Origin of the sequence: Pseudomonas sp. Irchel s3h9 (assembly GCF_900187475.1) — a bacterium.
Classification (GTDB): domain Bacteria; phylum Pseudomonadota; class Gammaproteobacteria; order Pseudomonadales; family Pseudomonadaceae; genus Aquipseudomonas; species Aquipseudomonas neuropathica.
The window spans coordinates 139,035-158,643 of sequence record NZ_FYDH01000011.1 but is presented as its reverse complement, the minus strand read 5'-3'; the positions used below and the strand labels follow the sequence as shown (position 1 = coordinate 158,643).

The window sequence follows — 19,609 nt, the reverse complement described above, 5'->3', positions numbered from 1 at the left end:
AGTACGTACATCCCGGGCAGGCCGAACTGGCGGCGAACTATATCACTGCAAAGGCTACGCGCCCAAGGCTTGTACCAGCCTGCGTTCGGCGATATGACAGGTGCGCAGGCTCTTTTCCCGGGTTTTGGTAACGAGTAATGACAAAGCACGACGAACTTGCGTGAGGCTTTGCAACATAACCGCTATAATCGCCGCCTTTTCATCGGGCTATACGATTTCTGACATGAGCCAATCCAGCGACCTGATTCAATCGGCACAACGCACCATCCAACTCGAAGTGGAAGCCGTACAAGGCTTGTTGCCCCATATCGACGCCGATTTCGTACGCGCTTGCGAGATGATTCTGGCCAGTAAAGGCCGTGTAGTCGTGGTCGGCATGGGCAAGTCCGGGCACATCGGCAACAAGATTGCCGCCACCCTGGCCAGCACCGGCACCCCGGCCTTTTTTGTCCACCCGGCCGAAGCCAGTCATGGCGACATGGGCATGATCACTCGTGACGATGTGATTCTGGCCCTGTCGAACTCCGGCTCGACCAATGAAATCGTAACCCTGCTGCCGTTGATCAAGCGTCTGGGCATCCAGTTGATCAGCGTCACCGGCAACCCGCAATCGCCGCTGGCCAAGGCTGCCGAGGTCAATCTCAATGTTCATGTCGAGCATGAAGCCTGCCCGCTGAACCTGGCACCGACCTCGTCGACGACCGCAGCACTGGTCATGGGCGATGCACTGGCCGTGGCACTGCTGGAAGCACGCGGCTTCACCGCCGAAGATTTCGCTTTCTCGCACCCGGGTGGCGCCCTCGGCCGTCGCCTGCTGCTGAAAGTGGAAAACGTCATGCACGCCGGACAAGAGTTGCCGCAAGTCCAACGCGGCACGCTGCTCAAGGACGCACTGATGGAAATGACCCGTAAAGGTCTGGGCATGACCGTCATCCTTGAAACCGACGGTAAACTCGCCGGGATCTTCACCGACGGCGACTTGCGCCGCACGCTGGATCGCAGCATCGACATCCGCAGCGCCACCATCGACCAGGTAATGACGGCCCACGGCAAGACTGCCCGCCCGGAAATGCTGGCCGCCGAAGCCCTGAAAATCATGGAAGATCACCGAATCAACGCATTGGTAGTCGTAGACGAGGAAGATCGCCCGGTCGGCGCCTTCAACCTCTCCGATCTGCTGCGCGCAGGAGTCATGTAATGAGCAACGATCTGCTGCAACGCGGCAAAGCGATCAAACTGGCGGTTTTCGACGTCGACGGCGTCCTCACCGACGGTCGCCTGTACTTCCTTGAAGACGGCAGCGAGTTCAAGACCTTCAACACCCTCGACGGTCAAGGCATCAAAATGCTGATGAACGCCGGCGTGCAGACCGCTATCATCAGCGGTCGCAAGACACCCGTCGTTGAACGTCGAGCGAAAAACCTGGGGATTCCCCACCTGTTTCAGGGCCGTGAAGACAAACTGGTCGTGCTCGACGGCCTGCTTGCGCAACTGGGCCTAAGCTATGAAGAAGTCGCCTACCTCGGTGACGATCTGCCCGACCTTCCGGTGATTCGCCGTGTTGGTCTGGGCATGGCCGTAGCCAACGCCGCCGATTTCGTCCGCGAACACGCCCATGGCGTAACCCGGGCCCGTGGTGGCGAAGGCGCCGCCCGCGAATTCTGCGAATTGATCCTGCGCGCCCAGGGCCGCCTCGATGCGGCCAACGCCGCGTACCTGTGAGCCAAACCATGTTCAGCAAAAAATTTCGTAACTTCCTGCTGTTTGGCTGCATCGCTGCGATTTTCGCAGCGGTCGGCTATTGGAATATCAGCCCGGAACGCTTTCTCGACAAACCACCGGTCACCTCGGTTGAAACGCCTATCGACTGGTATGCAACCAACACGCATACCCTGCAATACCTGCCGGATGGCAAGGTGCAGTATGAAATGACGTCCGAAAAAGCCGAGCACGTGAAGGCAACCGACGTCACGCTCGTGACCAAACCCGACCTGAACATGTATCGCGGAACAGAATTCCCGTGGCACGTGACCAGTGAGCGCGGTGAAGTGAACTCAGGCGGCACCGAAGTCGAACTGATCGATTCGGTACGCGTTGCGCGCACCGATGAAAAGAAGCGTGACATCCTGATCACTTCCACTCGCATGACCGTGTTCCCGCAGCAGGAATATGCGCAGACCGAGCAACCCGTTAGAATCGACGGCGCTGGCGGTGTATCGACTGGCGTTGGAATGAAAGCGTACCTGAAGGAAAGCAGGATACACCTGCTATCGAACGTAAGAGGACAGTATGAGGCTCGTTAAAACCCTCCCTATTTTGCTCAGTCTGGGCGCAGCACTGGGAAGCGTGAGCGCCTGGGCTCTGCCGAACGATCAGCAGCAACCTATCCGCATTCAGGCCGACGACGCCCAACTGGACGACAAGAACGGCATCGCCACCTATAAAGGTGATGTGATCATCACCCAAGGTTCGATGATCGTTAAAGGCAACACCGTCACCATGACTCGCGCCCCGAATGGAGATATCGACGTAGTGACCTCCGTGGGCAACCTGGCTTATTTCGAGCAGCTGCAAACCCAGGGCGACACCAAACCGGTTCAAGGCTACGGCGTGACGATTCAATACCACGCCCAGCAAAACCGCGTCGTGCTGATCGATAAGGCCAAGGTCGTCGACAAAGACGGCAACGTCACTCAGGGCGAGAAAATCGTCTACGACACCGTGAAGAAACTGGCCAGCGCTGGTCGTGCTACCGGCAGCAAGGTCACCGAGGCGCGTCCGCGCATCGACATGGTGATCCAGCCGAAGAAGAAAACCGACGAGAAAACCCAGTAATGGCAACTCTGAAAGCTCAGCACCTGGCCAAGGCCTATAAAAGCCGCCAGGTCGTGCGTGACGTCAGCCTGTCGATCGACAGCGGCCAGATCGTCGGCCTGCTCGGCCCGAACGGCGCCGGCAAGACCACGTGTTTCTACATGATCGTCGGCCTGGTACAGGCCGATCAGGGTCGCGTGCTGATCGACGATCTGGACGTCAGCCACCAGCCGATGCACGGTCGCGCCAAGGCCGGTATTGGCTATCTGCCGCAAGAGGCGTCGATCTTCCGCAAACTGTCGGTGGCCGATAACATCATGGCCATCCTCGAGACCCGTCAGGAGCTCGACAAGGCCGGCCGTCGCAAGGAGCTGGAAAGCCTGCTGCAGGAATTCCACATTAGCCACATCCGCGACAACCTTGGCATGAGCCTGTCCGGTGGTGAACGTCGCCGGGTGGAAATCGCTCGCGCGCTGGCAACGGCACCGAAATTCATCCTGCTCGACGAACCGTTCGCCGGTGTCGATCCGATCTCGGTCGGCGACATCAAGCAGATCATCCACCACCTCAAGGCCAAGGGCATCGGTGTATTGATCACCGACCACAACGTCCGTGAGACGCTGGACATCTGCGAAACCGCTTACATCGTCAACGATGGTCAACTGATCGCCGAAGGCGATGCAGAAACCATCCTGGCCAACGATCTGGTCAAGGAAGTGTATCTGGGCCACGAGTTCCGCTTGTAAGCGTAACAGTGCCCGGTGCGCCGCCCGGGCGCTGTATCGATTCAAGCAGGAATTAATACGCTTTAATTGTTACAGCGCTCTAGGCAAACACTTCAGTTTCAGGCATATAATTTGCTTAAGTTTGGCGCCCCGGCGCCCTGTAGTGGATGGCGCATAGCGCCGGCGAATAAGGTGTTAAGCCCCTGCCATGAAACCATCGCTAGTCTTGAGAATGGGCCAGCAGCTGACGATGACACCGCAGCTGCAACAGGCCATCCGCCTGCTCCAATTGTCGACCCTGGATCTGCAACAGGAAATCCAGGAGGCTCTGGAATCCAATCCGATGCTCGAACGCCAGGAAGAAGGCGACGACTTCGACAATTCCGATCCCATGGCCGACAACGCCGAACAGAAGCCCAACACCGAGATCCAGGAACCCTCGTATCAGGAAACCGCGCCCACGGTGGACAACCTGGAGGAAGGTGACTGGAGCGAGCGTATCCCCAACGAACTTCCGGTCGACACCGCCTGGGAAGACGTCTACCAGACCAGCGCCAGCAGCCTGCCCAGCAGCGATGACGACGAATGGGACTTCACCACCCGCACGTCCGCCGGCGAGAGCCTGCAAAGCCACCTGCTGTGGCAACTGAACCTGGCACCGATGTCCGACACCGATCGCCTGATCGCCGTGACCCTGATCGATTGCATCAACAATCAGGGCTACCTGGACGAAACCCTCGAGGAAATCCTCGAGGCGTTCGATCCGGAACTCGACATCGAACTCGATGAAATCGAAGCCGTCCTGCACCGCATCCAGCAATTCGAACCGGCCGGTATCGGCGCGCGCAACCTTGGCGAATGCCTGCTGCTGCAATTGCGTCAGCTACCCGCCAAGACGCCGTGGCTGGCGGAAGCGAAACGTCTGGTCAGCGATTACATCGACCTGCTCGGCAGTCGCGACTACAGCCAGTTGATGCGCCGCATGAAGCTCAAGGAAGACGAGCTGCGCCAGGTCATCGAACTGGTGCAAAGCCTCAATCCGCGCCCTGGCTCGCAAATCGAATCCACTGAAGCCGAATACGTTGTCCCTGACGTCATCGTGCGCAAGGACAACGAGCGCTGGCTGGTCGAGCTGAATCAGGAATCGGTACCGCGCCTGCGCGTCAACGCCCAGTACGCCGGTTTCGTCCGTCGCGCCGACACCAGCGCCGACAACACCTTCATGCGCAATCAGTTGCAGGAAGCCCGCTGGTTCATCAAGAGCCTGCAGAGCCGCAACGAAACCCTGATGAAAGTAGCTACCCAGATCGTCGAGCATCAACGCGGTTTTCTGGAGTACGGCGACGAAGCCATGAAGCCGTTGGTTCTGCACGACATCGCTGAAGCGGTCGGCATGCACGAATCGACCATTTCCCGGGTGACCACACAGAAATTCATGCATACCCCGCGCGGTATTTATGAACTGAAATACTTTTTCTCCAGCCACGTCAGCACCTCCGAAGGCGGCGAATGCTCGTCCACGGCGATCCGCGCGATCATCAAAAAACTGGTTGCCGCGGAAAATCAGAAAAAGCCGTTGAGTGACAGCAAGATCGCTGGTTTACTGGAGGCACAAGGCATTCAGGTGGCTCGCCGCACCGTCGCCAAGTACCGCGAATCCCTCGGGATCGCGCCTTCGAGCGAACGCAAGCGGTTGATGTAAGCCACGTTACAGCGTTCCAGTGGCAGGCTATCCGGCCTGCCGCTTTATGCACTGGCAACGAAGGAGAAGCTGTATGCAAGTCAACATCAGTGGACACCAACTGGAAGTGACCCAACCTCTGCGTTCCTACATCGAGGAAAAACTCCAACGACTGGAGCGCCATTTCGACAAGATCACCAACGTGCAAGTCACGATGTGCGTCGAAAAGCTGAAGCAGAAAATCGAAGCCACCTTGCATATACCCGGCAGCGAAGTGGTCGCCAACGCGGAACATACCGATATGTACGCGGCGATCGACGCCTTGACCGACAAGCTGGATAAACAACTCAAAAAGCATAAGGAAAAGACCCAGAGCCTGCTCCAGGGCGCTACCGGTCGATAACCCCCCACCCCATGATCCGACTTGAAAGTATCCTGACCCCCGGCCGTTCCCTCGTGAACGTGCCGGGCGGCAGTAAAAAGAAAGCCCTCGAACAAATTGCCAACCTGATCGCCCGCGAAGTGGCGGATCTGGAGATGCAAGATGTCTTCGAGGCGTTGATTGCCCGTGAAAAACTCGGTTCCACCGGTTTTGGTAACGGCATCGCCATTCCCCATTGCCGCCTCAAGGGTTGCACTGCACCGATCAGTGCGCTGATGCACCTTGATGCTCCGATTGATTTCGACGCCATTGACGGCGCACCGGTTGACCTGCTGTTTGTTTTGCTGGTCCCGGAGGCTGCCACCGATGCGCACCTGGAGCTGCTGCGCCAGATCGCGAGCATGCTCGATCGCAAGGAAGTGCGTGAAAAACTGCGCAGCGCTCCAAGCAATGAAGCCTTGTATCAGGTTGTCCTGGACGAGCAGAACGGGCACTAATCATGCGCTTGATCATCGTCAGCGGCCGTTCCGGCTCGGGTAAAAGTACGGCTCTGGATGTCCTTGAGGACAACGGCTATTACTGCATCGACAACCTGCCCGCAGGTTTGCTGCCGGAACTGGCCGAACGCGCGCTGATTCACACGGAACTGGCGCAGCCGCTGGTAGCCGTGTCCATCGATGCGCGCAACCTGCCGAGCCACCTGACACGCTTTCCCGAACTGCTTGAAGATGTCCGGGCCAAACACATCCAATGCGACGTCCTGTATCTGGACGCCGACGAAGAAACCCTGCTCAAGCGTTTCTCCGAAACCCGCCGTCGTCACCCGCTGAGCAACGCCAACCGCTCACTGGCCGAGGCGATCCAGGATGAAACCGCCCTGCTCGGCCCGATTGCCGACCTCGCCGACCTGAAGATCAACACCACCAATCTGAACCTGTACCAGTTGCGCGACTCCATCAAGCTGCGTCTGCTGAACCAACCGGAGCCGGGGACCGCATTTCTGGTCGAGTCCTTTGGCTTCAAGCGCGGCATGCCGGTAGACGCGGATCTGGTATTCGATGTGCGCTGCCTGCCCAATCCATACTGGAAGCCGGAACTGCGCGCGCAATCGGGTCTCGATGCGCCGGTGGCTGAATACCTGGCGGCACAGCCGGAGGTCGAAGAAATGTTTCAGGACATCTTCACCTACCTGCACAAGTGGCTGCCGCGCTTCGCCGCGAGCAACCGCGCTTACGTCACCATTGCCATTGGCTGCACCGGCGGGCATCACCGCTCCGTCTACCTGACCGAACGTCTGGGTCAGGCCCTGCAGAAAACCCTGAAGAACGTCCAGGTTCGCCACCGCGACCTCACTTAAAGGATTCACACCGCGATGCCTGCTCTGGAAATCGAAATCATCAACAAGCTGGGCCTGCATGCCCGCGCATCGGCCAAGTTTGTTGGAGTGGCCGGGCAGTATCCGGATTGCACGATCAGAGTGGGTCGTACACCAGAGACCACGGTTGATGGCAAAAGCATCATGGCGATGATGATGCTGGCGGCTGGCAAGGGCACCAAGATCTATCTGAGTACCGAAGGGCATCAGGAACAGGAAGCGCTGGATGCGCTGGTGGCGTTGATCAACAACTACTTCGACGAAGGCGGCTGACAGCCAAAATCAAAAAGTCGCAGCCCATGTCGCACCAATCCCCTCGTAGGAGCTGCCGCAGGCTGCGATCTTTTGATCTTCAACCCAACGCCGTATCCATCACCATCATCAGACAAAACCCGATCAACAGACCAAGACTGGCCAGTTTGTCATGACCATTGCGTCGCGACTCGGGAATCACTTCGTGCGTCACCACCAGCAACATCGCCCCCGCAGCCAATGCCAGACCTAACGGCAACAACACCTGCGCCAGACTGACCAGCCAGGCACACAACAGCGCAAACACCGGTTCGACCAGACCTGACGCCGCGCCGATCAGAAACGCCCTGACCCGCGACATCCCCGCCCCGGCCAACACCAGCGCAATCACCAGACCTTCCGGGACATCCTGCAAAGCGATACCCATGGCCAGGCTGTCCGCATCCGGCATGCCGCCGCCAGCAGAAACGCCAACGGCCATGCCTTCAGGGATGTTATGGGCAATGATGGCGAACACGAACAGCCAGATACGTGGCGGAATCACCGGATGCTCGACGGTGCCGACGAGCATTTCCGGGGACGCGCCGGAAACCTTGCGATCGACCAGATACAGCCCGAACGCACCCAGCATGATGCCTAAGCAGATCAGGCCGCTGGCGCCCCACGGTGTCAGTCCGAGGTTTTCGGCGGCAGCAATGCCCGGCACGATCAGCGAAAACGCCGTCGCCGCGAGCATCACCCCGGCACCAAAACCCAGCAACGTATCACTGAGTGTCTGCGGCATCCGCCGAATCACCAGCACTGGCACAGCTCCGAGCGCCGTGCCGAGGGCGCAGATCGCGCCGCCCTGCAACGCCCGCAACAGCCTCGGTTCCAGATTCAGCCATTCCAGTCCGTGGGCGACCAGCAAAGTCATGCCCGCCAACAGCAACAGCGATCCTACTGCGTAACGAAACATACGCCCACTTCCGATCGCCAGTGTTTCAGTGCCCATAGTCAGCCTTGGATTGTTTTTATAGAAGACTTAAACCAGCGCAGCCTGATAACGCGCAGCGACTTCAGGCCAATTGATCACGTTGTAAAAAGCGTTGATGTATTCCGGCCGACGGTTCTGATACCGCAGGTAGTAGGCGTGCTCCCAGACATCGAGTCCGAGAATCGGCGTATTGCCATTCATCAACGGACTGTCCTGGTTGCCGCTGCTTTCCACCACCAGTTTTTTCTCCGGGGTCACGCTCAGCCAGGCCCAGCCGCTACCAAAGCGGGTCAGCGCGGCTTTGGTGAAGGCTTCCTTGAAACTGTCGAGGCCGCCCAATTGCTCATCGATGGCCTTGGCCAGCGCACCGTCGGGTTTGCCGCCACCGTTGGGTACCATGACCTCCCAGAACAATGAGTGGTTGGCGTGACCGCCGCCCTGATTGATCACCGCCGCACGCAGTTTTTCCGGCAATTGCTGAACACTAGCGACGAGTTTTTCCACCGGCCACTCGGCGTATTCAGTGCCTTCAACGGCGGCGTTGAGGTTGTTGATGTAGGTCTGGTGATGCTTGGTGTAGTGGATCTCCATAGTCTGCGCATCGATGTGCGGTTCGAGCGCGTCGTAGGCGTAAGGCAAGGCAGGCAAGGTAAAAGCCATTTCAATGGACTCCATGGTGATGGGGGGCAGGCGCGCGGCGCGCATTGCCGGTATCCGGATGCAGCAGGCGTTGGGTGCGCGGGTATTCACCGTGCTCGCTGATGAAATTCAACAGCTCGACGTAAGTCTTGCTGCTCTGGCGCAGCGCTGCTTCACGCAAGGCCAGGCGCTGACGTTCGTCCTGCATGGTCTGCAACAAGCGTTGATGGATGGCGCAGAGGTATTCGGCGCTCTCCTCCGGCTGATTCAGGCGCAAGTGCAGATCGGCCAGGTTGTGGTGGGAGATGACGCAAGCCGCCACCGCCTCGTCGGCATCCGCCCAGCGTTCGAACAACACTTGCGCCAGGGCCAGGGCTTGCAGGTAAGCCTCACGGGCGTCGATCAGTTCGCCGAGCATGAAGCAGCGATTGGCCCGTTCGATCGTGCGTTTCCAGTGCTCCATGGTGAGCCTCCAAAGCGGTTGCGGGGTTTACACGCCGCCGGCGGTGAGTTTCTCTGGGTTGAGCAACTCTTCCAGTTGGCTGCGCGACAGGTCGGTGTGTTCCAGGGCGACGTCGATCACCGCACGGCCTTCCTTGTAGGCCTGCTTGGCGATTTCGGCGGCTTTCTGGTAACCGATGATCGGGTTGAGCGCGGTCACCAGAATCGGGTTGCGCGACAACGCTTCTTTAAGGCGCGACTCGTTCACCTTGAAGCTGGCGATGGCTTTGTCGCCGAGCAAGCGGCTGGAATTGGCCAGCAGCTCGATGCTGCTCAGTAGGTTCTGCGCGATGATCGGCAGCATCACATTCAGTTCGAAATTGCCCGACTGACCGGCGATGGTAATCACCGAGTCGTTGCCGATCACTTGCGCGGCGACCATGGCGGTGGCTTCCGGGATCACCGGATTGACCTTGCCCGGCATGATCGACGAACCCGGTTGCAGGGCTTCCAGTTCGATTTCGCCGAGGCCGGCGAGCGGGCCGGAGTTCATCCAGCGCAGGTCGTTGGCGATTTTCATCAGCGACACCGCAGTGGCCTTGAGCTGGCCGGAGACGGCGACGGCGGTGTCCTGCGAGCCGATCAGCGCGAACAGATCCTTGCCCGGGGTGAATTCCACGTCGGTCAATTGACTCAACTGGCGGCTGAAACGTGCGGCGAATTCAGGATGCGCGTTGATCCCGGTGCCGACCGCCGTGCCGCCCTGCGCTAGGGATTGCAGGCTTGGCAGCAAATCCTGCAGATGACTGATGTTGGCCTTGAGCTGCTGCGCCCAACCGTTCAGTACCTGGCTCATGCGCACCGGCATCGCGTCCATCAAATGCGTGCGACCGGTTTTGACGTGGTGATGCACTTGCGCAGCTTTTTGCTCGATCACTTGCACCAGGTGCAGCAGCGCCGGCAGCAGTTGTTCGTGCAGGGCCAGCGCAGCACTGACGTGGATGGTGGTCGGGATGATGTCGTTGCTGCTTTGCCCGCAGTTGACGTGATCGTTGGCGTTGACCGGCTCGCCGAGCAGACGGCTGGCCAGGGTGGCGATCACTTCGTTGGCGTTCATGTTGGAACTGGTGCCGGAACCGGTCTGGAAGATGTCCACCGGGAAATGCTGCATGAAGTCGCCTTCGAGCAGACCTTGCGCGGCGTCGCTGATGGCTTTGCCCTGGGCGGCGCTGATCTGGTTGAGTTCAACGTTGGCGCGGGCGGCGGCGGCTTTAGCGAGGATCAGCGCGCGGATGAATTGCGTCGGCATCGGTTTGCCGCTAATCGGGAAGTTATCCACCGCGCGCTGGGTTTGCGCGCCGTAGAGAGCGTCCACCGGCACCTGCAGTTCGCCCATGCTGTCGCGCTCAATACGTGTCTTGGTCATCTGAAAATCCTTGCACCAGTTCAATAAGAGGAATCGAGGGCAGCAGTTCGCAGGTGGCGAGCTGCCAGGTGTAGCGTTGCCAACGTTGGAGCCGGCATTTGCACAGGGACAGGCGCTCCATTTCACGCAGCGGACGCCAAGCTTGATCGAGACAGAAGCTGCGCCAGTGCCACGGCAAGGCGATATCGGTGGCCGTGTCGAGCAGCAGACGGAAGGAAGTTTCAGCGATGGTCCAGGGAGAAGTCGCCGTACAACAGGCCAGATACCGACCCTCGGCCAGATAGTGTTCGATCAGGCGCGGTTCGTCGGGATCCATCGCGCAACGGATCTGGCGACTCATCCAGCGCCAGCTTTCGAGGTACGGCTGCTCGTGCAAGGCAGAACTCATGATCCGGGGCTCATCCGATAATGAGATTTATTATTAGATGATAATGAGAACCAAAACAAGAGCGCCGAACTATGCAGATCTCATTGTGGGAGCGAGCCTGCTCGCGAAGGCGTCGTGCCGGTCACCACTGCGGTCGGCCGTGAAATCGCTTTCGCGAGCAGGCTCGCTCCCACATTGGTTTTGTATGGAGCCAATAAAAAAGGCGCGCCACCCGATGAGGTGGCGCGCCTTTTGTGTGTGACGGCCGGGGTTTAGCTGCCCGCGACGGTCATCCGCTCGATCAACACCGAACCGGTGCGAATGTTGCTGCGCAGCTCCAGATCATTACCGACCGCGACGATCTGCTTGAACATATCGCGCATATTGCCGGCGATGGTCACTTCCTGCACGGCGAACTGAATTTCACCGTTCTCGACCCAGAAACCCGCCGCCCCGCGCGAATAGTCGCCGGTGACCATGTTCAAGCCATGGCCCATCAATTCAGTGACCAGCAAGCCACGACCCATGCGCTTCAACAGTGCAGCCTGGTCTTCATCGCCATGGGTGACGAACAGGTTGTGTACGCCGCCTGCGTTGGCCGTGCTCGGCATACCGAGTTTACGTCCGGAGTACGTGCCGAGGATGTACGACACCAACTCGCCCTTTTCGACGAACGGTTTGGCATACGTCGCCAGACCATCACCGTCGTAGGAAGCACTGCCCATCGCGCGCATCAGGTGCGGACGCTCATCGATGGTCAGCCATTCCGGGAACAGCTTCTGCCCCAGAGTGCCTTCAAGGAAGGACGACTTGCGATACAGGCTGCCACCGGACACCGCCGAGAGGAAACTACCAAACAGACCACCCGCCAGTTCTGCGGAAAACAGCACCGGCACTTCGCAAGTCGGCACCGGACGCGCGCCCAGACGGCTCGCCGCCCGTTGCGCAGCACGCTGGCCGATGCTTACCGGATCCGCGAGCAAAGTGCCCTGACGGTTTACGTCATACCAGTAATCGCGCTGCATCTGGCCATCGGCCTCGGCAATCATCACGCAACTCAGGCTGTGCCGCGTCGATGCGTAGCCACCAATGAATCCGTGGCTGTTGCCGTACACGCGGCAGCCCTGATGAGTGCTGAGCGTGGTGCCGTCGGCGTTCTTGATCCGCGCATCGGCGTCGAATGCCGCCGCTTCACAGAGCAAGGCCTTCTCGATGGCCTGCTCCGGGGTGATGTCCCACTCGTGGAACAGGTCAAAATCGTGTTGTTCCTTGGCCATCAACGCCGCATCAGCCAGGCCCGAGGCTTCGTCTTCGGAAGTGTGTTTGGCGATTGCCAGTGCGGCAGCGACGGTTTCGCGAATCGCGTCAGGCCCGGTGGCGGACGTGCTGGCCGAGCCCTTGCGCTGGCCCACATACAACGTGATGCCAAAACCCTGATCGCGGTTGAATTCGACCGTTTCGACTTCGCGCTGACGCACCGACGTCGACAGTCCCTGCTCCAGCGACACCGCGACTTCACAGGCACTGGCGCCCTGACGCTTGGCTTCGGCGATGATCTGCTCGACTTGTTCCTGCAGTGCCGGCAATGCCTGCGGGCCGACGCTTTGAACTGCACTCATGCTCATCTCCACTCAAATTCTGCTTTCGGCTGGGGTCATCGAGCGACCGGGCCGGACAAGCGGCCCCCGACTGGTTATCATGGCGGCGTTTCTTTGCGGACTGCCACCATGGTTGATTCTTACGACGACTCCCTCGATACGGGAGAAAAAAGCAAATCTCAGGTCAAACGCGAGCTGCATGCTCTGGTTGACCTCGGCGAGCGCCTGACAACACTCAAGCCAGACTTGATCGCAAAACTGCCGCTGACCGACGCCATGCGCCGGGCTTTGGCCGATGCGCCCAAGCACACCGCGAACATCGCGCGTAAACGGCACCTGCAGTTCATCGGCAAACTGATGCGCGATCAGGACACTGACGCGATTCTGACCTTGCTCGATCAACTTGATGCCTCCACTCGCCAGTACAACGAGCGTTTCCACAATCTCGAACGCTGGCGTGATCGCCTGATCGCGGGCGACGATGCCGTGCTGGAAAAATTCGTCGTCGAGTATCCGGACGCCGATCGCCAGCAACTGCGTTCCCTGATCCGTCAGGCTCAGCATGAGGTTGCGCAAAACAAACCTCCTGCTTCCAGCCGCAAGATCTTCAAGTACATCCGTGAGCTGGACGAAACTCAACGCGGTCTGCGTTGATATTCGCCACCGGGTGGCCGCCCTGCGCGCCACCCGAAGCTCCACCTATTCTTATGCGCCCGTGCCACCCACGGTGATCGCATCGATTTTCAACGTCGGCTGACCGACGCCTACCGGCACCGATTGCCCATCCTTGCCGCACGTGCCTACGCCGCTGTCCAGCGCCAGATCGTTACCGACCATCGACACCCGGCTCATCGCCTCGGGGCCGTTGCCGATCAACGTCGCGCCTTTGACCGGCGCAGTGATCTTGCCGTCTTCGATCAGATACGCCTCACTGGTGGAGAACACGAACTTGCCGCTGGTGATGTCGACCTGACCACCGCCGAGGTTGGCGCAGTAAATGCCCTTCTTCACCGAAGCAATGATTTCCGCCGGATCGCTTTCGCCGCCGAGCATGTAGGTGTTGGTCATTCGCGGCATCGGCAGATGCGCATAGGACTCCCGGCGCCCGTTGCCGGTGCGAGCCACGCCCATCAGGCGCGCGTTGAGTTTGTCCTGCATGTAGCCTTTGAGTACGCCATTTTCGATCAGCGTGGTGCACTCGGTCGGCGTGCCCTCGTCGTCAACGCTCAGCGAACCGCGACGGCCGCTCAAGGTGCCGTCATCGACGATGGTGCAGAGTTTCGACGCAACCATTTCACCCATGCGACCGCTGTACGCCGAGCTGCCCTTGCGGTTGAAATCGCCTTCCAGACCGTGGCCGACCGCTTCGTGCAACAGCACGCCAGACCAGCCCGAACCCAACACCACCGGCAACGTACCGGCCGGCGCCGGAATCGCTTCCAGATTCACCAGCGCCTGGCGCAACGCTTCACGGGCATAGCCCATGGCGCGGTCTTCGGCAAGGAAATAACGGTAATCGGTACGCCCGCCGCCGCCATGCCCGCCACGCTCGCGACGGCCATTCTGCTCAACGATCACGCTGACATTGAATCGCACCAGCGGCCGTACATCCGCCGCCAGCCCGCCGTCGGTGGAGGCCACCAGAATCCGCTCCCAGACCCCTGCCATGCTCACACTGACCTGCTGGATACGCGGGTCGAGCGCGCGGGTGGCGACATCGATGCGCTTGAGCAGCTCGACTTTCTCGGCGCGGCTCAATACTTCCAGCGGGTTATCCGGCGCGTATAACTGTGCAACATCTTGAGTGGTAAACGCCTGGACTGTGCCGTTCTGCCCGGCCCGGGAGATCGACCGCGCCGCGCGGGCGGCTGCGCCGAGGGCTTCGAGGGTGATCGCGTTGCTGTAGGCGAAACCGGTTTTCTCACCGGACTGCGCGCGTACGCCGACACCCTGATCAAGGTTGAAGCTGCCTTCCTTGACGATGCCGTCTTCCAGCGCCCAGGACTCGGAAATCTGCCCTTGGAAATACAGATCCGCCGCATCGATGCCGGGGCCGGCCAGATCGCCGAGCACGCCTTGCAGACTCTCGATCGTCACGCCGCCGGGCGCCAACAGGTGATCACTGACTGAGGACAACAACTCGCTCATAGGTTTACGCCTTAAATTCGTGTTCTGAGGCAGGCCGCTGTGCGCCCTGCGAGAAAAACCGCCGATGACGCGTCACCGGCATTCGCGCCCTGATGGACGCTTGTTCATTGCTATCGCGCTCGGCCAACAACACCGCTTCGCCTTGATCCTGACTCGCCAGCACACGGCCCCACGGATCGATAATCGCCGCATGGCCAAAGGTTTCTCGCGGTCCCGGATGGGTTCCGCCTTGTGCTGCGGCAAGCACATAACACTGTGTCTCGATGGCGCGTGCGCGAATCAGCACATCCCAATGCGCTGCGCCGGTCACCGCAGTAAAAGCTGACGGTGCGGTAATCAACTCTGCACCGGCGGCACGTAATTCGCTGTACAGCTCGGGAAAGCGCAAGTCATAACACACGGTCAGACCGACTCGCCCCACGGGCGTATCGGCAACGACAACGCCACTGCCATAAGCATAGTCATCGGATTCGCGATAACGGCCGCGATTGTCCGCCACATCGACATCGAACAGATGCAACTTGTCATAGCGTGCAACGACTTCGCCCTGTTCATCGACCAGCAGCGAGCAGGCATTGGCTTTGGCCGTCGGCTGATCCACTGGAGGCAAGGGCAAAGTACCGGCCACTATCCATAACTTGAGGTCGCGGGCGGTCTGTTTCAACCACGGCAGGATCGGTCCTTCGCCCAATGCTTCGGCACGGCCGATGTCAGCGACGTCGCGACGGCCCATGGCGGCGAAGTTTTCCGGCAGCACCGCCAGCTTCGCGCCACCGGCCGCTGCCTGTTCGAGCAGGCGCCGGGCCTGAGCCAGATTGGCCAGCACGTCGCTCTGGCTGACCATTTGAATCACCGCTAAAGACATGGCGAACTCCGCAAGAGATATGCGGCCATGCTACTCCATCGGTTCAGTGGCTGGCTGTTCAAAAAGGCTTGTCGAAGGTGATTTTCGGCTCTTTCCATGGGCCTTTGACGGTGTATTTCACACTGGCAAAGCGCGCCACACGGTCACCGATCAGTTTGTCGATCAGGAACAACGCGCCGCCGACCGCCGGTGCGCCAACGATCAACGCGGCAATCGGCAGGTTGTTGGTCACCGGCAAGGTCACCAGCAACTTGGCATCGACCTTGTCGCCGACCAGGTCCAGCGTACCGTCCAGCTCAAGGTTGCTCGAAGGACCGGTCAGGCGAATCGGCTCACGGGTGACATACACACCATTGTTCGCCACTAACAGGCCTTTGACCCGGTCGTAGCTCAAGCCTTTGCCGAACAGATCGGAGAAGTCCAGACGCAGACGCCGGCCGATGGAGTTGAAGTTAAGCAGGCCAAATACTCGCAACGCCTGCGCGCCGCCCTCTACTTCAACAAACTGACCTTTGTTCAACGACGCATCGAGCGTGCCGGAGAAGCGCTTGGTCGCCAGCCAGGCCGGCGAGCCCGGCCAACGGCCGTCGACGTCCATATGAAATTCTTCGCTGGTCACGCTCGGCGCAAAGCCCCAGCCCTTGAGCACATCGGCGAGGTTCTTGCCGCCAATCCGGCCCTTGAACCAGCTATTGGTCGCCCCGGGCGCACCTTCCCAGCCGCCATTGCCCTGCAACAGGATGCCTTTGAGGCCCATGTCGAGATTATTCAGGGCGATGCCCTTGGCGGTTGGTCGCACTTTCAAAGACCAGCCACCGACCAGATCCGGCCCCAGAAACAGTTGATTGATCGTGATATCTAGCGCCGGAATCTTCGTCGGATCCACCGAAACCAAAGGGTCCGGCGAATTCTCGTCAGCCTGCACCGTCGGGTCCGGCGCCGGCAGCTTCACGTATTGCAGATTGACCGCAATCGGCACGGCTTTGGCATCCGGCAGGTTCGCCGAGCCTTTGGCCTGCTGGCTATCGAGGGACAGATTCCACGCGCCCGGCTTGCGATTGACCTGAACCGACGCCTGATCCAGCGTGGTCCCGAATGCCGTGAGCTTACCGACCTTGAAATCAGCACTGTTGAGCAATTGCTTGGCGCTGCCGCCCGGATCCTGCCCGGCGTATTTGTTCACCAGATCCTGCCACGGCGCGACGTCCAGTTCCGAGAGCACGCCGCGAATCCGCAAGCCTTTGGCGCCCGGCAGCACCGCTTCGCCGGCACCGAGGAACAATTCGCCCCGGCCCTCGGCAAAATTGCTCGGCGGTGCCGCGAAGGTGAAATTGGCCAGTTGGTCGTAGTTGAACCAATAACGCCGCTCCTGCCCCTGCAAGGTCATGCGGAACACGGTATCGCGTCCGACATCTGCCGCCATACCGAACGGTGCCGGCAGATCCACCGCCACACCCTTCATGCTGGAGCTGACCATCAACTGGCTGTCGGCGCCGTCCAGATTCAATTGCAACTGATAAGGAATGGTTCCGAAGACCGGCAGTGGTTGTGTCACGCCCAGCCAGTCGGTGAGTTTCTTGACCTCAACCTGCCCGGATGCCGCCACCCGAGTCCTGAGTTTGCCAGGGCTGCCATCGGCGAAAATCTGCGCCGTGACCGGTTTGTCGAAGGCGCGCGCGGCGATGTTCTGCCCGCTGAGTCCTTTGGCGCTGTCGAAGCGGAAATCGCCTTTGAGTTGAGTCAGCTCCAGCTTTGGCTCGGCGAGTTTCAGGCGCGAATTGGCGGTTTTGAAGTCGACAAGGATTTTCGGCTGGTCGCCACCCTTGTCCAGCGGGATATCGAGCTTGAGCTTGCCTTGCAGATCCCCGGCCCCTTCCCAACCGGCAAAAGTTTCACCGGTGCCGATCGGTGCGTCCTGCAGAATTTTCAGGCCATCACCGAGGCCGCCGGCAAAGCCGCCATCGAGATACATGTGCGTGTGTTGCCCGGCCGGTACGTGGGGAATATTGACGAAGACATCGCTGACCTGAGTGTCGAGCAACTGGCCCTTGTCAGCCCAGATCCGCACGCCACTGTCTTCGATGAACACGTCGCCACTGACCTTGCTCACGTGCGGCCAGCCTGGCTGGAAGGCCAGTTCAGCGTCGTGCACCTTAAAGAACAGGCTGATGCTGCGGTCGGCCTCCCCGGCATTTTTGCTCAGCGAGCCCTGATACTGGAAGAAACCCTGGTCGACCGCTCCTTTGAGGATGGCCGTACGCAGCCACTCGTCGAGTGCTGGACTAAGCACTTCGGGGAGATATTTGGCGGTATAACGACCGTCGCCATCGACCAGACCGACCCGCAGGTCCATGTAGTCTTCCTGGCTATGGTCGAAATGCAGGCGTATCAGGAAATCGCCGGCAATCTTGCCCTCCTCGCCAAGCACCTTCAGGTACGGAGCGATCAGGGTGAAGCCGTCTTTGTCGAGCTTCCAGGTCAGGCGTGCATTGGCCTGAATGTACTGCCATGGCTTAGCGAAAATCGGGTCGAGGTGCAGGACAAAATCCTTGCTGTCCATGCGCAACTCGCCACCGTCGAGGTTGCCGCTGAGGCTACCGCTGACGTTTCGAGCCGCCGGAGCGCCGTGATAGGCGTCGAAACCGACATTGTCCAGATTGGTGGCGAAACTGAACTTATTGCCATCGGTGGCATTGGGGCGGAAATCCAGCAGCACGTTACGCAGGCCACCGGTGACTTTCAGATGATCGACAGCCGTAGCGAAACCTTGCGGCAACGGCCCCAACGCATTGAGCAACGGGGTGATCGGAGTCAGATCGAGACGATCCGCTTGCAAGTGCCAGAGCTCGTCCACCTTGTCGGTCGCGCGCGTCTGCTTCAGTTGTACATGCGACTCCCAACGGCTTTCGCCGAAACTCATCGCCAGTGCATCGAGGGTAACGGTCGCGCCCTCGGCACTGTTCTCGTAGTAGGCGTTAAGCGCCAGATTATTGATCTGGATCGGCTTGCGATCGGCATAGGCGCCGGTCAGTTGCGGAGCATTCAAGCGTAACGCAGCACTCTGCAGCGTGCCTTTGGCCCAATTGACCCAGAGTTCGCCGCCGGCCTTGATCTCGGAAAAATTCCATTGTTGGGTAAGACGCTCTGGCAGCCATTTCGACCAGTCGCTTTGCGGCAGGCTGGCGTAACCGTCCACCACACTGTCCTTCAATTGCTCGGGGCGAATCCGCGTGCGCAGGCTCAGTGCAACGGGCTGGCCATCCGGCAAGGTCAAACGCGCATCGAGCCGTTGACGGCTGGCGCCGGTTTTCAGATTAAGGCCGACATAAGTTAGGGTCAGCGGCGCGTGATCCAGCGGTTGCAGGGTCACCTGACTGTCGAGCACCGACAGTTGCTGAATCATTTGCGAGCGATTGAACAGTTGCTGCGGGTCGAGCGGTTGATCGTTCTGCACCGGCAAGCCTTCCAGCGCCCAACTGCCGTCCTCGGCTTCCTTGAGGCTGATTTTCAGGCCGTTGAGTTCAAGGTGGGCAATGCGCACTTCGCGCGCCAGCAGGCTGGCCCACAGATCCGGTACCGCCCGTACCCGATCCAGACGCAACGCATTGGCGCCAGCGCCGACCATCACATCATGGGCCAGCAGGATCGGCGCAAAACCGCTCCAGTTGCCTTCAAGTTCGCCGATCTGCAACGGCATGCCGAGGGCGGCACTGGCCTTGTCTTCGATGTCGGCGCGATATTCGGCCACCAACGGGGTCAGCTCACGACCGAGACTGACGTACAACGCCATCAACACCAGAACCAACGCGCACAGGCCCAGCCCCCAGCGGGTGAATGTGGCCAAAATGCGTGTCAGACGCTCCATGTCAGTTGGCTCCCATGGCAAAAATACTGCGAAAAGCTGAGGCCAGCCGCGGTGG

At 59.8% G+C, this 19,609-nt stretch carries 20 protein-coding genes; 11 read left to right on the top strand and 9 right to left on the bottom strand.

The features are described from left to right. Positions 1-223 precede the first annotated feature (223 nt). The 10 genes from CKW26_RS19465 to CKW26_RS19420 all read left to right on the top strand — a co-directional run bounded on the left by CKW26_RS19465 (position 224) and on the right by CKW26_RS19420 (position 7,250). On the top strand, positions 224-1,198 hold the full coding sequence (locus CKW26_RS19465) for a KpsF/GutQ family sugar-phosphate isomerase (protein WP_007912405.1): 975 nt from the start codon (positions 224-226) through the stop codon (positions 1,196-1,198). Then, positions 1,198-1,722: an HAD family hydrolase gene (locus tag CKW26_RS19460; RefSeq protein ID WP_095049755.1), complete on the top strand. Its 525-nt coding sequence runs from the start codon at positions 1,198-1,200 to the stop codon at positions 1,720-1,722. The genes CKW26_RS19465 and CKW26_RS19460 overlap by 1 nt, the downstream gene beginning before the upstream one ends. Before the next feature lie 8 nt (positions 1,723-1,730). Continuing rightward, on the top strand, positions 1,731-2,303 hold the full coding sequence (gene lptC / locus CKW26_RS19455; protein WP_038357537.1) for an LPS export ABC transporter periplasmic protein LptC: 573 nt from the start codon (positions 1,731-1,733) through the stop codon (positions 2,301-2,303). Next, positions 2,290-2,835, top strand: a complete 546-nt coding sequence (gene lptA, locus CKW26_RS19450; protein ID WP_038357536.1) for a lipopolysaccharide transport periplasmic protein LptA — start codon at positions 2,290-2,292, stop codon at positions 2,833-2,835. Before lptC ends, lptA begins: the two co-directional genes overlap by 14 nt. Continuing rightward, complete coding sequence (lptB, locus tag CKW26_RS19445; RefSeq protein WP_008085069.1) at positions 2,835-3,560, top strand: LPS export ABC transporter ATP-binding protein; 726 nt, start codon at positions 2,835-2,837, stop codon at positions 3,558-3,560. The genes lptA and lptB overlap by 1 nt, the downstream gene beginning before the upstream one ends. A 187-nt stretch (positions 3,561-3,747) precedes the next feature. Continuing rightward, entirely contained in the window at positions 3,748-5,241 is a 1,494-nt protein-coding gene (locus CKW26_RS19440) for an RNA polymerase factor sigma-54 (protein ID WP_038357535.1), read from the top strand. 73 nt (positions 5,242-5,314) lie between these two features. Beyond that, positions 5,315-5,623: a ribosome hibernation-promoting factor, HPF/YfiA family gene (gene hpf / locus CKW26_RS19435; protein WP_008085073.1), complete on the top strand. Its 309-nt coding sequence runs from the start codon at positions 5,315-5,317 to the stop codon at positions 5,621-5,623. Positions 5,624-5,634: 11 nt separating this feature from the next. Further along, positions 5,635-6,099 (top strand): PTS IIA-like nitrogen regulatory protein PtsN, encoded by a 465-nt coding sequence (gene ptsN, locus CKW26_RS19430; protein WP_095049754.1) that lies wholly within the window; start codon positions 5,635-5,637, stop codon positions 6,097-6,099. 2 nt (positions 6,100-6,101) lie between these two features. Then, complete coding sequence (gene rapZ, locus CKW26_RS19425; RefSeq protein ID WP_038357533.1) at positions 6,102-6,959, top strand: RNase adapter RapZ; 858 nt, start codon at positions 6,102-6,104, stop codon at positions 6,957-6,959. A 15-nt stretch (positions 6,960-6,974) separates the two neighbouring features. After that, the gene (locus tag CKW26_RS19420; protein WP_008085079.1) at positions 6,975-7,250 is read left to right on the top strand and encodes an HPr family phosphocarrier protein; all 276 of its coding nucleotides are present in this window, start codon (positions 6,975-6,977) and stop codon (positions 7,248-7,250) included. 79 nt (positions 7,251-7,329) lie between these two features. On the opposite strand, the gene CKW26_RS19415 is transcribed toward CKW26_RS19420, so the two are convergent. The 6 genes from CKW26_RS19415 to pmbA all read right to left on the bottom strand — a co-directional run bounded on the left by CKW26_RS19415 (position 7,330) and on the right by pmbA (position 12,697). Next, on the bottom strand, positions 7,330-8,223 hold the full coding sequence (locus CKW26_RS19415) for a ZIP family metal transporter (RefSeq protein ID WP_095049753.1): 894 nt from the start codon (positions 8,221-8,223) through the stop codon (positions 7,330-7,332). A gap of 30 nt (positions 8,224-8,253) precedes the next feature. Next, positions 8,254-8,865 (bottom strand): superoxide dismutase, encoded by a 612-nt coding sequence (locus tag CKW26_RS19410; protein WP_095049752.1) that lies wholly within the window; start codon positions 8,863-8,865, stop codon positions 8,254-8,256. A 1-nt stretch (position 8,866) separates the two neighbouring features. After that, entirely contained in the window at positions 8,867-9,307 is a 441-nt protein-coding gene (locus CKW26_RS19405; protein ID WP_016984162.1) for a hypothetical protein, read from the bottom strand. Between the two features lie 27 nt (positions 9,308-9,334). Further along, positions 9,335-10,711 (bottom strand): aspartate ammonia-lyase, encoded by a 1,377-nt coding sequence (locus tag CKW26_RS19400; protein WP_095049751.1) that lies wholly within the window; start codon positions 10,709-10,711, stop codon positions 9,335-9,337. Next, positions 10,692-11,099 (bottom strand): FagA protein, encoded by a 408-nt coding sequence (locus CKW26_RS19395; protein WP_095049750.1) that lies wholly within the window; start codon positions 11,097-11,099, stop codon positions 10,692-10,694. Before CKW26_RS19395 ends, CKW26_RS19400 begins: the two co-directional genes overlap by 20 nt. A 251-nt stretch (positions 11,100-11,350) precedes the next feature. After that, complete coding sequence (gene pmbA, locus CKW26_RS19390; RefSeq protein WP_093435945.1) at positions 11,351-12,697, bottom strand: metalloprotease PmbA; 1,347 nt, start codon at positions 12,695-12,697, stop codon at positions 11,351-11,353. A gap of 108 nt (positions 12,698-12,805) precedes the next feature. Between pmbA and yjgA the strand changes: the two genes are divergently transcribed. After that, positions 12,806-13,330 (top strand): ribosome biogenesis factor YjgA, encoded by a 525-nt coding sequence (yjgA, locus tag CKW26_RS19385; protein WP_007915377.1) that lies wholly within the window; start codon positions 12,806-12,808, stop codon positions 13,328-13,330. Between the two features lie 51 nt (positions 13,331-13,381). Here yjgA and tldD read toward each other — a convergent pair whose 3' ends face one another. Genes tldD through CKW26_RS19370 form a run of 3 tightly spaced genes read right to left on the bottom strand, consistent with a single transcriptional unit; the run spans position 13,382 to position 19,554 of the window. Further along, a complete protein-coding gene (gene tldD / locus CKW26_RS19380) occupies positions 13,382-14,824 on the bottom strand; it encodes a metalloprotease TldD (RefSeq protein WP_034154473.1) in 1,443 nt (480 codons plus the stop codon). Positions 14,825-14,828: 4 nt separating this feature from the next. After that, entirely contained in the window at positions 14,829-15,689 is an 861-nt protein-coding gene (locus CKW26_RS19375) for a carbon-nitrogen hydrolase family protein (protein WP_095049749.1), read from the bottom strand. Positions 15,690-15,747: 58 nt separating this feature from the next. After that, complete coding sequence (locus CKW26_RS19370; RefSeq protein ID WP_095049748.1) at positions 15,748-19,554, bottom strand: YhdP family protein; 3,807 nt, start codon at positions 19,552-19,554, stop codon at positions 15,748-15,750. Positions 19,555-19,609: the final 55 nt, after the last annotated feature.

What these genes read in the sequence shown, in the direction of transcription:
- CKW26_RS19465 (WP_007912405.1), top strand. Translation starts at nt 224, where the DNA reads ATGAGCCAATCCAGCGACCTGATTCAATCGGCACAACGCACCATCCAA.
- CKW26_RS19460 (WP_095049755.1), top strand. Translation starts at nt 1,198, where the DNA reads ATGAGCAACGATCTGCTGCAACGCGGCAAAGCGATCAAACTGGCGGTT.
- lptC (WP_038357537.1), top strand. Translation starts at nt 1,731, where the DNA reads ATGTTCAGCAAAAAATTTCGTAACTTCCTGCTGTTTGGCTGCATCGCT.
- lptA (WP_038357536.1), top strand. Translation starts at nt 2,290, where the DNA reads ATGAGGCTCGTTAAAACCCTCCCTATTTTGCTCAGTCTGGGCGCAGCA.
- lptB (WP_008085069.1), top strand. Translation starts at nt 2,835, where the DNA reads ATGGCAACTCTGAAAGCTCAGCACCTGGCCAAGGCCTATAAAAGCCGC.
- CKW26_RS19440 (WP_038357535.1), top strand. Translation starts at nt 3,748, where the DNA reads ATGAAACCATCGCTAGTCTTGAGAATGGGCCAGCAGCTGACGATGACA.
- hpf (WP_008085073.1), top strand. Translation starts at nt 5,315, where the DNA reads ATGCAAGTCAACATCAGTGGACACCAACTGGAAGTGACCCAACCTCTG.
- ptsN (WP_095049754.1), top strand. Translation starts at nt 5,635, where the DNA reads ATGATCCGACTTGAAAGTATCCTGACCCCCGGCCGTTCCCTCGTGAAC.
- rapZ (WP_038357533.1), top strand. Translation starts at nt 6,102, where the DNA reads ATGCGCTTGATCATCGTCAGCGGCCGTTCCGGCTCGGGTAAAAGTACG.
- CKW26_RS19420 (WP_008085079.1), top strand. Translation starts at nt 6,975, where the DNA reads ATGCCTGCTCTGGAAATCGAAATCATCAACAAGCTGGGCCTGCATGCC.
- CKW26_RS19415 (WP_095049753.1), bottom strand. Translation starts at nt 8,223, where the DNA reads ATGGGCACTGAAACACTGGCGATCGGAAGTGGGCGTATGTTTCGTTAC.
- CKW26_RS19410 (WP_095049752.1), bottom strand. Translation starts at nt 8,865, where the DNA reads ATGGCTTTTACCTTGCCTGCCTTGCCTTACGCCTACGACGCGCTCGAA.
- CKW26_RS19405 (WP_016984162.1), bottom strand. Translation starts at nt 9,307, where the DNA reads ATGGAGCACTGGAAACGCACGATCGAACGGGCCAATCGCTGCTTCATG.
- CKW26_RS19400 (WP_095049751.1), bottom strand. Translation starts at nt 10,711, where the DNA reads ATGACCAAGACACGTATTGAGCGCGACAGCATGGGCGAACTGCAGGTG.
- CKW26_RS19395 (WP_095049750.1), bottom strand. Translation starts at nt 11,099, where the DNA reads ATGAGTTCTGCCTTGCACGAGCAGCCGTACCTCGAAAGCTGGCGCTGG.
- pmbA (WP_093435945.1), bottom strand. Translation starts at nt 12,697, where the DNA reads ATGAGTGCAGTTCAAAGCGTCGGCCCGCAGGCATTGCCGGCACTGCAG.
- yjgA (WP_007915377.1), top strand. Translation starts at nt 12,806, where the DNA reads ATGGTTGATTCTTACGACGACTCCCTCGATACGGGAGAAAAAAGCAAA.
- tldD (WP_034154473.1), bottom strand. Translation starts at nt 14,824, where the DNA reads ATGAGCGAGTTGTTGTCCTCAGTCAGTGATCACCTGTTGGCGCCCGGC.
- CKW26_RS19375 (WP_095049749.1), bottom strand. Translation starts at nt 15,689, where the DNA reads ATGTCTTTAGCGGTGATTCAAATGGTCAGCCAGAGCGACGTGCTGGCC.
- CKW26_RS19370 (WP_095049748.1), bottom strand. Translation starts at nt 19,554, where the DNA reads ATGGAGCGTCTGACACGCATTTTGGCCACATTCACCCGCTGGGGGCTG.